The sequence below is a fragment of the Pseudomonas sp. B14-6 genome (genome assembly GCF_013260315.1).
Classification (GTDB): Bacteria; Pseudomonadota; Gammaproteobacteria; order Pseudomonadales; family Pseudomonadaceae; genus Aquipseudomonas; species Aquipseudomonas mandelii.
In genome coordinates, this window is record NZ_CP053929.1 from 1819185 (window position 1) to 1833835 (window position 14651).

Here is a 14651-nt window from a genome sequence, read left to right on the forward strand (position 1 = left end):
TGATGATGACCTTTCTGATTTTTCTTTTAGCCTGCGGCGCGGCGGCCAGTACTGGCCTTCTTTTCAAACCGGGCCAGTGGTACGAATCACTCGTCAAACCGAGCTTCACGCCACCCAACTGGCTGTTTCCCGTCGCCTGGTCGATTATCTATCTGTTGCTCGCCTGGGCCGGTTACCGGTTGTCCCTGATACCTGGAAGTCAGGTGGTGCTGGCGTTATGGGCGGCGCAGATTGCCCTGAATACCCTGTGGACACCGGTGTTTTTCGGCGCGCACCGCATTTTCGCCGCGATGGTGATCCTGACGCTGCTCTGGCTGGTGGTCGCAGCGATGGTGGTGATGGCGATGCGGCTAGATGTGATCACAGGCTTGATCCTGTTCCCCTACCTTGTGTGGCTTTGTGTGGCGGCAGCGTTGAATTTTTCCATCTTGCGCAATAACCGCGGATAGCGAACTTCGAGCAGCTAACTCGACTGCTGTTGTTTCACGACTCGCCGTCGACAAGTCTCACCCTGTGGCAGTCAGAAGGCCCCAGTTTTTGCCCGCTTGATGAACGAACATCCATCGGTATCAGAGCCTGGCCGGTCGCGTTGTCCAACAGTACAGAACGCGTTTCCTGCGGCTGGAACAGGAAACGTTCGCCCCACTGCCTCATGCTGACCACCACCGGAAAGATCTCACGTCCTTTGTCCGTCAGGACGTACTCCTTGTAGGCGCTTCCATCTGACGCCGGTCGAACGTCGAAGACCCCGACCTCAACCAATGCCTTCAGTCGCGAGGCCAGGATATTTTTGGCCACGCCCAGGCTCTTCTGAAATTCGCTGAATCGGCGAATATCGTCAAAGGCGTCGCGAAGGATCATGAGCGACCAGCGATCCCCAATCACCTCAAGTGTTCTTGCTACCGGGCATTCGCTGCTGTGCGGTGAAGTGCCTTCGACCATCGTATTTGCCTTTTGGATAACGGTTGCCAAGTCTGCCGACCAAGCTGGTTGCAAATTGAAACTTGATTCGGCAATAATCAAATCCGGTTTTTAATTGCAACCAGCTTAACGCCATGGAGGCGCTTATGACAGCAGATGCCGACGCAATAGCCAAACGTAGCATCGGACAGCCTGCGGGATTGCCGCCTGCGGAAACAGGAGAAAGCAGTAGGACTGGCCAATCCTCGGGGCTTTCTCCGTCACTCACGTTATTGTTTTCTGTCACCTGCGCGCTGGCCGTCGCCAATGTTTACTTCGCCCAACCCTTGCTCGCCTCGATGGCTGAAAGCCTGGGGGTCACTTCAGGTGTGATCGGGGTCGTGGTGACGGCCACTCAGGCCGGATACGCGCTGGGGTTGTTGTTCATCGTACCGCTGGGCGACAGGGTCAACCGTAAACGGCTGATTTTGACTCAAGTGATGCTGTCTGCCCTCGCGCTGGCGGCCGTCGGCGCTTCACAGCAGTGGCTGGCTCTCTTGGGCGCCATGATTGTGATGGGATTACTCGCCGTGGTGGTTCAGGTGCTTGTAGCCTATGCCGCCGCGCTCGCAACGCCCTCACAACGCGGGCAGGCCGTGGGGACCCTAACAAGCGGAGTTGTCCTGGGCATTCTTCTGGCGCGGTTTATCTCTGGGCTGATCGCCGATCTGGCGGGCTGGCGCGCCGTCTATTTCGTGTCCTCAGGATTGATGCTGACCCTCGCGGCGGTCCTGTGGAAAGTGGTGCCCGCCACGGCGTTGCCACGCAATCATGACACCTACCCCGCGCTGATCCGGTCGCTCTTCAAGCTGTTCATGACCGAACCGGTTTTGTGGGCCAGGGGCCTCTTGGCCTTGCTGATCTTTGCCGCTTTTTCAGTGCTGTGGACCTCTATGGTGCTGCCGTTAAGCGCTCCGCCGCTGTCGCTTTCACACACGGCCATCGGCCTGTTTGGCCTGGCGGGCGTTGCCGGTGCCCTGGCTGCAAGAAGAGCCGGCAAGTGGGCCGATAGAGGTTGGGGTCAACGCGTGACCGGCCTTTCGCTGGGGCTCCTGGCGCTTTCCTGGTTGCCCATCAGTTTTGCCCAGACGTCCCTGATCGCGCTGGTTTTCGGCGTGGTCGTGCTCGACTTCGCGGTGCAAGCCGTGCACGTCACCAATCAGAGCTTCATTTTTGCGGCACGACCCGACGCGCAAAGTCGGATGGTCGGCGCCTACATGTGCTTCTACTCGGTCGGCAGTGCGCTGGGGGCGGTCGCCGCAACCCAGGTTTATGCGCGCTGGGGCTGGATGGCAACAAGCGCGCTCGGCGCCTTGATCAGCGCTGCAGCGTTGGCGCTGTGGATTTTTACGAGTCACCTATCACCGACCAATCAAGGAAGATCAGCATGAAAGCCAGGCACCTGCTACTCGCCATCTCGATTACGGCCATCTGGGGTGTGAATTTTTCAGTGATCAAACTGGGCCTCACCACCGTTGACCCGCTGATTCTTGCCGGCATTCGCTTTACGCTTTGCGCACTTCCAGCGATCTTTTTCATTCCGAAACCCGATGTACAGTGGCGCTACATCATTGGTTACGGTCTGGTCTTCGGCATAGGACTCTGGGGCGTCGTCAACCTTGGTATCAAGTCGGGCCTCTCCGCTGGCATCGCTTCGCTGGTGCTTCAGTTCAGCGCTTTTTTCACGATTCTGCTGGGCTCATGGGTATTCAAGGAGACCATTTCCCGCTACCAACTGGCGGGAATGGGCATCGCCTTCTGTGGCTTGTTGAGCATCATCTCGATTGTTGACGGGACAGTGACGACGGCAGGGCTGATGCTGGTGCTGCTGGGCGCGGTGGCCTGGAGTGCGGCCAACGTAATCAACAAAAAAGCCAGAACAACTCAGGTCTTTGCTTTCCTGGTGTGGTCCAGTGCTTTTTCGCCCATCCCTCTTTTCGCGCTTGATTACGCGGTCAACGGCTCGACGGGTTACAGCGCATTGGTGAATCAACTCGACTACCGTGCCGTCCTGTCGATCCTGTTCCAGGTCTACCCCAACACCCTGTTCGGCTACTGGGTGTGGAATTCACTCCTGAAACGATACCCAGTGTCTACCGTCGCGCCGTTATCGTTATTGGTGCCGGTATTCGGACTGCTGGGTTCAGTCATGATTTTCAATGAGCCCCTGTCATTCAACAAAATCGTTGCTGTCGTTCTCATCGTATCGGGGCTTGGAGTCGGTTTATACGGACAGCGTTTGCTCAGTGCCGTGCTCAGGCGAGCAGACCGACGCCATAGTGCAGCAGAAGCAAGTGCATCGCTGCCTCATGGACGGGCAACCAAGGCCACACGAAAATTCTTCTAATGCCGAGGCGGCGGTCGTTACCATGGACACGGGTTCAACCGGAGGAATGCAATGGAGCTGAAGTTCAGTCACGTCGATGTACTGGTCAAGAACCTCGAAGAAGCCTGTGCTTACTACGCACAGATACTGCAAGCCAGGATCTCTAAAACGCTTGTCTGGGAACGCGGTGGTCTGCACGTGCGCTACGCGATTGCGTTGATCGGTGCGGAGCGATTCATGCTGGTACAACCGCTGGCGGGGAACCTGAAGGCGCTCCTGGATTGCGCGGGCGAAGGCATGATTTACCGCCACTGCTACTCCACACCGGACATCGAGAAGGCCTATGACGAATTGATCGCCGCGGGTGTTCAGCCAGAAGACGAGAACGGAAAACCACTCGCCCGCGCGAACCTGCAATCTCCGTCCGGGACCCGCATCATCTGGCTGCCCAAGCGCTTCGGGCACTTCTCCATCGAGATATTGGAAGACAAGGCGTTGGAGGCCTTTATCGAGGATGCGTTTGCCTGAATGGGGCTGCGGTGAATGCCCGCTTTCGCCGGTTGGCGATCGATTGTCCCATCCGAGTTGACAGTCAAACCGTTTTCACCCTCTTTTTCCCTTTCCTGTAGATCATTAATCTGAGCCCATGTTGAACGAAGCCACTTACCCCTACAGAGAAAGGATTTCATCATGAGCAACGCCACATACAACCGCCTGAACAAAGACGACGCCGTAGTCCTGATGATCGACCACCAGACCGGTCTGATCTCCCTGGTGCAGGACTTCTCGCCGAACGAGTTCAAGAACAATGTGCTGGCTCTGGCTGACGTGGCCAAGTTCTTCGAACTGCCGACCATCCTGACCACCAGTTTCGAACAAGGCCCAAATGGTCCGCTGGTCCCGGAGCTCAAGGAAATGTTTCCGGACGCGCCCTACATTGCCCGTCCTGGCCAGATCAACGCCTGGGACAACGAAGACTTCGTCAAGGCAATCAAGGCGACCGGTCGCAAACAACTGATCATTGCCGGTGTCGTGACCGATGTGTGCGTGACCTTCCCGACGCTGTCGGCCCTGGCTGAAGGGTTTGAAGTGTTCGTGGTCACGGATTCTTCCGGCACCTTCAACACCACCGTGCAACAGGCAGCGTGGAACCGCATGACGCAAGCCGGTGCGCAAATGATGAACTGGTTCTCGGTCGCCTGCGAGTTGCAGGGCGACTGGCGCAACGACATCGAAGGCCTGGGCAACTTGCTGTCCCAGCGCATCCCGAACTACCGCAACCTGATGAACAGCTACTCGGCCATGGCAGCGCGCCAGGCATAAAGAAAACGGGCGATGATGACCTCATCGCCCGTTATCTTGTCAGCTTCATGGGACAATCAGACACGCTGCCTTCTATGAATTGGCAGGAGTGGAGCATGACCGTTGTCGAGATCGAAGAGCGGCATTGACGAGGTGGCGGTTGTGTAAGCAGTGAGAATGAAAACAAGGCCGCCTTCGCGGCCTTGTGTGTTTTCAGGTGTTCAAGGCTGTCGTGTGCTGACTCGCTGCCCGCCTTGCTCGAACATCGCTTCGAAACGCGGTTTGTTGGCCGCGTAATAAGCGGCCACGGCCTGGTCAGAGGAGGTTTGGCGTGCCTGCATCATCAGCGCTTCCAGGTCCGCCTGGGGGATCGAGTAATGAGCGAAGAAATACGCCACTTCCGGGTACTGCTGGCTAAAACCTTTGCGCGCCATGGCGTGAATCTGCTCGGCGCCACCAAAGATATGCTTGGGATCATCCAGGTAACGCAGTGACCACTTGGAGAACATCCAGTGTGGGCTCCAGGCATTGACCAGGGACCATTTGTCACGCTTGAGGTTGCGGTCCAGCTCATTGAGCATGCCGGTTTCCGAGGAGGCCACCAGCTTGTACCCGTCGAGCTTGTATTCTTCCATGGCCTTGACCGTGAGCTTGTATTGGCCATTGCCGACTTCAGAGGTGAGGATCTTGCCGTCAAGTTTTTCCCGGACCTGCGGTTTGTTCAGATCCTCGACACTCGCCACTTCACTGATGGGCACCGAGGTGGGCACGGCCATGCCGATCCGCCCTTCATACAGCACGCCGAGGTCTTCCAGCCGGTCCTTGTACTTGTCGTAAAACGCCTTGTGGGTACTCGGTAGCCACACCATCGGGATCAGGTCGATATTACCGTTGGCCAGCGCCTGGAATTGAATGCCAATGTCGGCCATCACCAGTTTGACCGGTTGCTTGAGATGTTCCTGCAACGCGGTGCTGGCCAGTTTGACGGTGATTTCGGTGTCGGACCAATTGACCCAGCCAATGCGCACGGGCTCGGGTTCAGCAGCCTGTGCCAGTGCTGCACTTGCTCCAAGCGCAAAGCCGAAAAGGCAGGCACAGGCTTTTTTTCGATACGGCGAACGAGCGTTCATCAGGCGTCTTCCTATTGATGTGGGATAGGCAGGTTGTCTTCATTTGAACGGCCTTACGGTCGTGAACAGTGCAGTCTTCGCTGCTTTAAGCCCGGGCAGCGCAGCCCTCTTCTTCTGCCCCTCGCAATCCCATGCATGTCATCCATCCAGAACACTGACGACGGGGTCTCTGCACCCTTTCGAGCTTGATCTTATCGACGAGTTTTGCGGCGCGCAAGAAAAATGTACACCTGTGTCAACGATGATTGACACAGGTGTACAGTTATCCTAATTTCAACTCGCCAAGCCCGATGAAGCCCCACTACGGAGCGCACCACGATGTCCAGCGATCCCTTGCTGCAACCCTACAAGATCAAGCACCTGACCCTGAAAAACCGGATCATGACCACCGCGCACGAACCGGCCTACCCGGTCGATGGCATGCCGCAGGCGTTGTATCGCGCTTACCATGTCGAACGCGCCAAAGCCGGCGTGGCCCTGACCATGACCGCCGGCTCCGCAGCCGTGTCCCGAGACAGCCCTCCGGTGTTCAACAACGTGCTCGCCTACAAGGACGAAGTGGTCAAATGGATGAAGGACCTGACCGACGAATGCCATGAACACGGCGCGGCCGTGATGATCCAGCTGACACACCTGGGCCGCCGTACCCGCTGGGACAAAGCCGACTGGTTGCCCGTGGTATCGCCCTCGCACCGACGCGAGGCTTCGCACCGGTCCTTCCCGAAGAAGATGGAAGACTGGGACATCGAGCGGATCATCAAGGACTACGTGGATGCCGCCGAGCGCATGAAGGCCGCCGGGCTTGATGGCCTGGAATTACAGGCTTACGGGCACCTGATGGATCAGTTCTGGTCACCGCTGACCAATGACCTCGAAGGCCCTTACGGCGGCTCGCTGGAAAACCGCATGCGCTTTACGTTCGACATCCTCAGGGGCATCCGCCAGCGGGTCGGCGAAGATTTCCTGCTGGGTGTGCGCTATACGGGTGACGAACAACTGCCGGGCGGCTTCAATGCCAGCGAGGGCATGCAGGTCTCACACATGCTCAAGGACAGCGGGCTGGTGGACTTCCTGAACGTCGTGCGCGGCCACATCGACACCGACGCGGGCCTGACCGACGTCATCCCGATCCAGGGCATGCGCAATTCCCCGCACCTGGACTTCGCCGGCGAGATTCGCTCCGCCACGGGTTTTCCGACCTTCCACGCCGCGAAGATTCCCGACGTTGCCACCGCGCGTTACGCCATTGCGTCAGGCAAGGTGGACATGGTGGGCATGACCCGCGCGCACATGACCGACCCGCACATCGTGCGCAAAATCATCGAGAAGCGTGAAGAAGATATCCGTCCGTGCGTGGGTGCGAATTACTGCCTGGACCGGATCTATCAGGGTGGCGCCGCCTATTGCATCCACAACCCGGCGACCGGCCGGGAAACCACGATGCCCCATGACATTCCCAAAGCGGCGGTGAGGCGCAAGGTCCTGGTCATCGGTAGCGGCCCCGCAGGTCTGGAGGCGGCGCGCGTGGCCGGCGAGCGCGGCCACGATGTCACCGTGCTGGAAGCGGCCGACCGCCCTGGCGGCCAAATCCGGCTGACGGCACTGAGCGAGCGCCGACGCGAAATGATCGGCATCATCGATTGGCGAATGAGCCAGTGCGAGCGCCTGGGCGTCAAATTCCACTTCAACACCTGGGCCGAGGCCGACACGGTATTGGCCCATGAACCGGACGTGGTAATCGTTGCCACCGGCGGCCTGCCCCATACCGAGGTGCTGTCGCAGGGCAATGAGCTGGTGGTCTCGACCTGGGACATCATCTCCGGCGATGTAAAGCCTGGCCGCAATGTCCTGATCTTCGATGATGCCGGCGACCACGCCGCCCTGCAGGCGGCCGAAGTCATCGCGCAAAGCGGTGCGACCGTCGAGATCGTCACCCCGGACCGGTCGTTTGCACCCGAAGTCATGGCGATGAACCTGGTGCCCTATATGCGCAGCCTGCAGGACCTGGCCGTCACCTTCACCGTCACCTATCGGGTCGAGTCAGTCGAGAAGCACGATGGCAGGCTCATTGCGACGTTCGGCAGCGATTACGGCAAGGTCCACAAGCAACGCGTGGTCGATCAGGTCGTCGTCAACCACGGCACGATCCCCCTGGATGACCTGTATTTCGACCTTCGTCCCCATTCGAGCAATGAAGGCGCAGTCGAACAGCACGACCTCATCACGGGCAACGCACAGCACATCGTCACCAACCCGCAAGGGCGTTTCCAGTTGTTCAGGATTGGTGACGCGGTGTCCGCTCGAAATACCCACGCGGCGATCTATGACGCGTTGCGACTGGTGAAAGATATTTGACTCGACAGCCTCCTTCCCTGAGCGGCAGGAGGCGCCTCGGGCGCAAAGTGTGGGCACGGACCGATCGACTACATGCCTCGCCGAGCCACTTGCGCGCCTTCCTGCACGGCACGCCCCACCATGGCTTCGATGCCCTGATCAGCCATCGACTGCAGCACGGCCGCCGTCACCCCGCGATAAGCCATCAAGTTTTCAATCATTTGCCGGGGATCGTGGCTGGCGAGTAATTGACCGCCGCCCACCACCACACCTTGTGCGGCTCGTTGTGCGATGGCGGCCGGGATGCCCGCCGCCACCGCCTGATTCATCAACGCCTGATGCAACATCGCCGCCAAGGCAGGCCCGGTGCCGGACAGCGCGCTGAGGTAATCGATACAGTCCTCATCCGGCACTTCATCCGCCGTGCCCACGCATTCGAACAACCGTTGCACCAGCGCTCGGTCCTGCTCGCACAGGCTGGCAGGACAGCACCAAGGCGTGAACGATTGCCTGATTTCCACCGCCGCATTCGGCATCGCACGTACCACCACTTCGGCGCCCGTTGCCGCGCGAATAGCCGTCGCTGGGACCCCGGCCATCAGGGAAATCACGAGCTTGCCCTTGGCGTTTATCCGCAGTTCGCGAAATTGCTCTGGCCGGATCGACAGCACAACGATATCGCTGAGATCCACCAGCAACTGGTTGTCAGCCAGCAGCCGCACCGGTGGTTCGAACGTGTGGGTGCCGGACCGGTTCGAGACCAGCAAACGATCAGGACGGATGAAGCCGGTATCGAGCAGCGCCTGCGCAATCGCGCGGCCCAGCCAGCCGGTGCCACCGATGATGCCCAGGGTTCTATTCTGCATCGGGGGTGGCCTCCTCAAAGCTGTCGACCCGTGACACGAAAACCCCCGGCTCTTTTTCTGCGTAGCCGAATTTCCCATAAAACCGGTCGAGCTCGCGCCGCTTCGGTGCTTTGCCGGTAAATACGGTGACGTACTCAGGGATTCGCCGGAAACGCACGACGATATCCTCAGTGGTTTTCATGGAAATGTAGCCGATCTGGGTGAGATAGATCGTTCTGGCCCGAGCGTCGGCGGCCGCAACCTCATAACCGAACCGTCGGAACATCGCGGCCAGGGCATTGATTCGCGCTTCATCAGCCAGCGCGATTTCGGCGGACACCTCAGCCGATTGCAGCGCCCAGCTGCGCACGGCAAATTCAAACTGCGAGTCAAACAAATCAGGGTTTAACCAGCATTCGAAAACGTTGAGGATCGCTTCGGAAATACTTTCTGAATAACTCTCGCACTGGCCAATCAGGCCGCCGGTGTTCTTGTCCCGCCACCGCGCCAGCAGCGCCGCGAGCAACTGCTCCCGGTCTTCATAAAACCAGTAGAAACTGGTGCGCGACAAATTCAGCCGCTTGGCCAACGGCATCACCCGCACGGCGTCCACACCGGATTCCTTCAGCGCATCGTAAGCCGCGTCCAGCCAGCCATTGACGGAGCCACGCCAACCCGCTTCCTGCGCCTTGATTCGCGTCTTTCCTGCCTGCGGCATTTTGGCTTCCTCTTTGATATCTGATGTCCCGGCAACTGTACGCGGCTGCGTGCAAGGCGTACATAAAATGTACATCAACGTACATTTTTTAGACGGCGGTGGACACTGGAATTATTTTCAAGAGGGGGCATCGGCCAGACTTCACTGCTCACCAGGACTTCACCCTGACAATCGTCGAATCTTGACGTCCGAATTTCACGTAGGAAACCGCCCCCTGTGGCGAGGGAGCTTGCTCCCGCTGGGCGGCGAAGCAGCCCAAAAATCCGACAACATTTTAAACATGCCCACATCCCGTAGCAGCTGGCGAAGCCTGCGTTCGGCTGCACAGCAGCCGCAAATCCGGCACGCACGATCCACCGGACACTAAACAACCTCTGGATTCATGTCAGTTACTCAACCGGATGCTGCTCCCGACATCTACCAAAAATCCGATTTTCCGTCCTACAACCCCGTTTGCAGGCACCAAAATCGCCGCCTATATTCGACCCGTCGCTGACTGTATTAGCGATAGGGTTTCGCAGCCCTCAAGATTGACACCAAAACACCGTCAGGCATGATGCAGCCGGCTCCGGCTGCAAAGTGTTTTATGGCGGTTGTGCGTGGGAGACCCTCGGGTCTGCCGGGTCTTGGTGTAAATCCTCCGGTCTGCGAACCCGCGCACAGCTGCCACCCAATTTGTTTCGCAGCAAACGGTGGTAATTCTTCTTTTTTATTAGGATTTACACCATGACAGCTCAACAACCGCCTCGCCGCTTCACCCCCATGTCCCAACTCGCCACCGACTACCCCGTCCTGCTCATCGACTACGACGCCCCGCTGCGCGAACTCCATAACTGCCTCAGCGAACGCCTCAACGCCGTCCTCAAATACCTCAACCTCATGGCCTGCACCAGCCTCCCCGACTATGCCGAACACGACATCAACACCGTCACCAACATCGCCCGGATCATGGTCCAGGATGTGAGCGATGTGTTTCGAGTGATTGAGCAGCGCGGGTTTGATGTACCCAAGAGTCAGTGATCAAAGTTGAGTCGTAAAAAAACCCGCACTGAGTTGCGGGTTTTTTGTGTTGTTCAGGCCTGTCGAGTTGACGAGTGAATTGTCTTCTCTATCAGCGCCGCGACATCCTTCGCACCAAAACACCGGAATTTAACGCTGCCAGCGCCGGTATCCAGACGGATGATCTTCGTCATGAACCCGCCTTCAATAGTGACCTTTCGGATGAATGCCAGTGGGAGCTCAATATCCAGCGTCCCGTCCTGAACAAGACGGTTCATGGCATTGGCACTCAAACGAACCATTTTTTGCGTCAGCTCCATCTTCCCGCCAACCCAAAGTCCTCCGTATGCTTCCTTGAAGGCCTCCAGCACATCGCCCAACGCGTCCACATTGCCAGCCTCAGCCACGGAATATAAATCGTCCACGTTGTCGTAATTCACCTCGGCATCGGCCACCAGAAAATTCACCAACTTCGACTTCAAAACCTGTCCAGTCAACTTTGTCTCTCCATAATTTGAGTCGCAGCCCTGAAATCCAGATGCCTGTTTGTCGGTAAAAGCGGCGTCCTATTGGGCGGCCAGCACTCATGCTAATATGCCACCATTCTTTCAATGAAGTACACCCGCATGGATGCCACGTCCCGCCCTTCCAGCTTTTTTTCACTGCTGACCGTTGCCCTGATCCTCTCTGGATGCCAAGCAACAAAACCCGCTCAAATCACAACACCTGAGGCCCAGCCGGGTTTTGCGGTTTTCAACAGTGTGCTGTTCGAAACACCCGAGCCGAACTCGATCGTGCGCGAGGGTGATCGGATCACCTATCTAGTGACTTCGTCCCCAAGTCCGGAACTCCATTATCTGGCCCGTTTCGACGCCCACTGCAGCCAGCCCGATGCGCAGATGGCTTACCGCAGCAAAGCGGGAATGTCGCTATTCGCCGCCAACCCGCGAGGGCGTTCGGAAGACTCCCGACAATTGCCTGCTGAACAAAAAAGCCGGTACCTGCAAAGTGCGCAGTTGAAGCAGGTGTGTGCCCAGACAGCACCTCCTCAATGGCGCGTGTTCTCCGCACCCGAGCATCAGGATTGGCAGATGATCGACCGCAGCAGCCTGAAAGTAACAGGTGATGAGGTGACTTTCTGGACGGCCCGCGTACTGCCCGGCGAGATGTTGATGCCCGGCAAAAACGCCTTGTATGAGCAGGTACGCCAGCGGTGGACGGCCAACTGCGCCCTGCAACAACTGACTGCGTTAAGCCATTTCTACCTTGATACTCACAGTCGTGTACTCGCTGGAAGCATGCAGACAGATCTTAAAGCCATCGGCTCGCAAAGCCTCAGCGCCGATGAGCGTCAGCTGGTTCAAGTGGCCTGCGGCAAACCGCAATCGCTAGACCAATACACTCAATTTGAAGGGCGTGAGCAGTCGCCTTTCGAATTACCGGCCCCCGTCGTTGCCGCCCCGGTGTTGAAAGCCATCGAGGCATTGAATATGCCCAAACCGGAGAAAAGCATTCAGCACCTACGCCGGGTGTTCAAGGATAACTCCCAGCCAAGGCAGTATTCAGATGAAGGCGTGCGGCTCAACGGGCGTGACTCGACATACCTTTCAGGCAAGACGGGTAATCAACTGACGGAGCGTTATGAAGACCGACGCGGTCAGTGGGCCAAAGCCACGTTCCGAGGCCTGATTGTCCTGGCTGAAAGTCAATTCAGCAGTCGTGCAGGTGAGATAACGATTGAGGATAAGGCGCTGACGAACCTCAACTTCGAGGGCGATTGGGCGCACATGCCGGTCGGCGCACTCCTGCGATACACGGCGCAAGAAATGCGGCTTCAATACACCAACGGCGGGAAAGGTCCCAGAGCCCTGGTGCCCGTCGACGACAGATACAGCTGTGAGGTGCAGTCGCAGAAACCTGCGAGCACGTATCACCCGAGTTTGACCGGGACTGCCAAGGTACTCAGCTGCATAAAAGATACTTACCAATACAGCACCGACATTTACGTCTACCTCGAGGCGTATGGAATGTTTGTGCCGTTCCAATACGTCACGAAGAACGTGCTGGGCGAATGGACAATTGAGGTGGTGGAATCTTGAGTGGCCCGGCCTTTTTGCATTTTTTGCAGCGCTACCCTTGCTCGTGCGAAATTGCGCTCCACTTGACCGCCCGCTTGCGTTCGACTTGACCAATCATTTGCATTGGTTCTGACCACCGATTGCATCGGATTTGACCAGCACGCTTTGTAACCATGATCGGCAGAGCACGGCCAAAAGTGGACGGTGGACACGGTGATGGCAAATGGATAGCTTCGTTCGAGGGCTGCAGTCCGGTGGCGCCGTCCCGAACCCGCGAAACACGAGTTCGGGGTCTTCCCAATCGCCACGGATAGCGGCGACCTTCAGACAGGCGCAGAGATAAAGCAGAGACCCTCTTGTGGAGAGTGCACCGACAGCAACGAGCTTGGTAAAGCGCCTCGATTGGGCATGGCTACTAACGCCGTGGAACGCGTAGCGTCCGCCCGCTGTAAAAAGCCCCCACAGCAGGTTCAATTATGGGCGCTGAAAAAACTACTCAATCAGTTCGTAGTGGAGATCCTCTGGAACAAATCGATTAGTACCGATAGGTTGCCTGCACAGAAAACCCATTCGCGCTATTGTTGTAATTGGCGCTGTATTGCGGTTGAAGACCGGAGTTGTCCGGTTGCTTTACCGAGACTTTGGAATCCCAGAGATAACCGTAAGCAAAGTCTATCGTCAGATCGGAACTCGGCGAATAAGCGCCACCCAAGGTCACGGCCTGGCGATTCCCAACCGGTATGCGCACGCTGCGATCGGCATTCCTGATGGGCGACGGATCATAGGCGTAGCCTGCGCGCAGCAGCCATTGCTGGTTCAATTGATAGGAGGCGCCAACGGCAGTGCTCCAGGTGTCACGCCAATTCATTTCTTCGATCACCGTTCCCATGCCAGCCGCCTGCCCCACGGGAGAAAGACCGCTGTTGACGGCCTCGACCTTCTTGATCCGGCTCCAACGTTTCCAGGTGGTTCCCAGGTATCCCGTCCAGCGACTATTGAAATGATGCGTGATAGACGTATCCACGGATTCTGGCATCGTGAGGTCTATCTTGTTGCCATACTTTCCGTCCAGCGGGATGACGCTCGGGGAGCCAGAAACTTCAGTATGCCCTTCGAGCTCATAGTCCACCTTCGAGTGATAGTTAATCCCCCAACTGGTTGCCTCAGTAAAGTCAACCAGGATGCCTACGTTGTAGCCAAGTGCCGTGTCATCGCCTTTGATGGTGACCAGTGTGTCCTCGCCGTTGTTCAGGGTGCCGGTGGCCAGGTAATTTTTAAGCTTTGCATTAAAACGGTTTATGGTCGGACCGCCACCAATGGACACGTAATCATTGATCCGATAGGCAATGGTGGGTTGAAGGGTTATTTCCTTGGTCGTGCTATAGGAGCCATGGTAGCGCCCCTGAAAAGAGCTCTCGTAATCATTGATCAGACCACTCGGAGCATAGAGACCCAGTCCAATCGAAAAACGATCATCAAGTGGCGTCGACATATAAGCAAAAGGCACAACTCCCAGCGGTACCGAGTCCCCTTTATTCGTTCCTGAGGCACTGCTCTGCGCATCACTGATGTCATCGCTCACTGAGACGACCGCGGCCCCACCTGAAATCTCACTGCGTTTTAACTTGGTCAAGCCTGCGGGATTTCCAAAGATGGTGCTGGCGTCTAGCGCGGAAGAAGACCTTCCCGCATAGGCAGTTCCCGCACTGCTTGCACTTTGTTCGTTTAGAGCAATGCCATTGGCGCTTGCAACGGTAGAGGCGCTGAGTAGTGCGATGGCACTGCTGAATTCAATCCAGACTGCACACTTACGCTGAGTAGAAACACTCGAGATCAGACGGTTACTCAGTTTCATTTTCCACCTCATGTTTATTGTTTTTGTTGATTGCACCAGGCAAGGCTTCGCCTTTCCGTGCACTTTTCAGTGCCGGTTGGAGTGGATCGATGTTGTGTAAAACA

The 14651-nt window shown here is 57.3% G+C and carries 14 protein-coding genes; 8 read left to right on the plus strand and 6 right to left on the minus strand.

From position 1 onward, the window contains the following. Positions 1–5: 5 nt before the first annotated feature. On the plus strand, positions 6–449 hold the full coding sequence (locus HP062_RS08210; RefSeq protein ID WP_083377295.1) for a TspO/MBR family protein: 444 nt from the start codon (positions 6–8) through the stop codon (positions 447–449). 34 nt (positions 450–483) lie between these two features. Here HP062_RS08210 and HP062_RS08215 read toward each other — a convergent pair whose 3' ends face one another. Continuing rightward, complete coding sequence (locus HP062_RS08215) at positions 484–942, minus strand: helix-turn-helix domain-containing protein (RefSeq protein WP_172792555.1); 459 nt, start codon at positions 940–942, stop codon at positions 484–486. 125 nt (positions 943–1067) lie between these two features. Between HP062_RS08215 and HP062_RS08220 the strand changes: the two genes are divergently transcribed. The 4 genes from HP062_RS08220 to ycaC all read left to right on the plus strand — a co-directional run bounded on the left by HP062_RS08220 (position 1068) and on the right by ycaC (position 4609). Beyond that, entirely contained in the window at positions 1068–2351 is a 1284-nt protein-coding gene (locus HP062_RS08220) for an MFS transporter (protein WP_172791227.1), read from the plus strand. Next, complete coding sequence (locus tag HP062_RS08225; RefSeq protein ID WP_077749495.1) at positions 2348–3307, plus strand: EamA family transporter; 960 nt, start codon at positions 2348–2350, stop codon at positions 3305–3307. Before HP062_RS08220 ends, HP062_RS08225 begins: the two co-directional genes overlap by 4 nt. A gap of 51 nt (positions 3308–3358) precedes the next feature. Further along, positions 3359–3814, plus strand: a complete 456-nt coding sequence (locus HP062_RS08230) for a VOC family protein (protein WP_010455390.1) — start codon at positions 3359–3361, stop codon at positions 3812–3814. 162 nt (positions 3815–3976) lie between these two features. Continuing rightward, positions 3977–4609, plus strand: a complete 633-nt coding sequence (gene ycaC / locus HP062_RS08235; RefSeq protein ID WP_077749496.1) for an isochorismate family cysteine hydrolase YcaC — start codon at positions 3977–3979, stop codon at positions 4607–4609. Positions 4610–4809: 200 nt separating this feature from the next. Here the strand turns inward: ycaC and HP062_RS08240 are convergent, their stop codons facing one another. Then, positions 4810–5718 carry a glycine betaine ABC transporter substrate-binding protein gene (locus tag HP062_RS08240; protein WP_010455394.1) on the minus strand — a complete coding sequence of 303 codons (909 nt, stop codon included), beginning with the start codon at positions 5716–5718 and terminating at the stop codon, positions 4810–4812. Between the two features lie 318 nt (positions 5719–6036). On the opposite strand from HP062_RS08240, the gene HP062_RS08245 reads away from it, so the two are divergent. After that, positions 6037–8073, plus strand: a complete 2037-nt coding sequence (locus HP062_RS08245; RefSeq protein ID WP_172791228.1) for an NADH:flavin oxidoreductase — start codon at positions 6037–6039, stop codon at positions 8071–8073. Positions 8074–8141: 68 nt separating this feature from the next. Here HP062_RS08245 and HP062_RS08250 read toward each other — a convergent pair whose 3' ends face one another. Next, entirely contained in the window at positions 8142–8918 is a 777-nt protein-coding gene (locus tag HP062_RS08250; RefSeq protein WP_172791229.1) for a pyrroline-5-carboxylate reductase, read from the minus strand. Beyond that, positions 8908–9615: a TetR/AcrR family transcriptional regulator gene (locus HP062_RS08255; RefSeq protein WP_010455399.1), complete on the minus strand. Its 708-nt coding sequence runs from the start codon at positions 9613–9615 to the stop codon at positions 8908–8910. The genes HP062_RS08250 and HP062_RS08255 overlap by 11 nt, the downstream gene beginning before the upstream one ends. A 726-nt stretch (positions 9616–10341) precedes the next feature. Between HP062_RS08255 and HP062_RS08260 the strand changes: the two genes are divergently transcribed. Next, positions 10342–10635, plus strand: a complete 294-nt coding sequence (locus HP062_RS08260; protein ID WP_172791230.1) for a fructose-bisphosphate aldolase — start codon at positions 10342–10344, stop codon at positions 10633–10635. Positions 10636–10688: 53 nt separating this feature from the next. Here HP062_RS08260 and HP062_RS08265 read toward each other — a convergent pair whose 3' ends face one another. Beyond that, positions 10689–11111, minus strand: coding sequence for a hypothetical protein (locus tag HP062_RS08265; protein WP_172791231.1), 423 nt, complete (start codon positions 11109–11111; stop codon positions 10689–10691). Positions 11112–11240: 129 nt separating this feature from the next. Here HP062_RS08265 and HP062_RS08270 point away from each other — a divergent pair, with 129 nt between their 5' ends. Further along, positions 11241–12713 (plus strand): hypothetical protein, encoded by a 1473-nt coding sequence (locus HP062_RS08270; protein ID WP_172791232.1) that lies wholly within the window; start codon positions 11241–11243, stop codon positions 12711–12713. A 514-nt stretch (positions 12714–13227) separates the two neighbouring features. On the opposite strand, the gene HP062_RS08275 is transcribed toward HP062_RS08270, so the two are convergent. Next, on the minus strand, positions 13228–14547 hold the full coding sequence (locus HP062_RS08275; RefSeq protein WP_172791233.1) for an outer membrane protein transport protein: 1320 nt from the start codon (positions 14545–14547) through the stop codon (positions 13228–13230). Between the last annotated feature and the right edge of the window lie 104 nt (positions 14548–14651).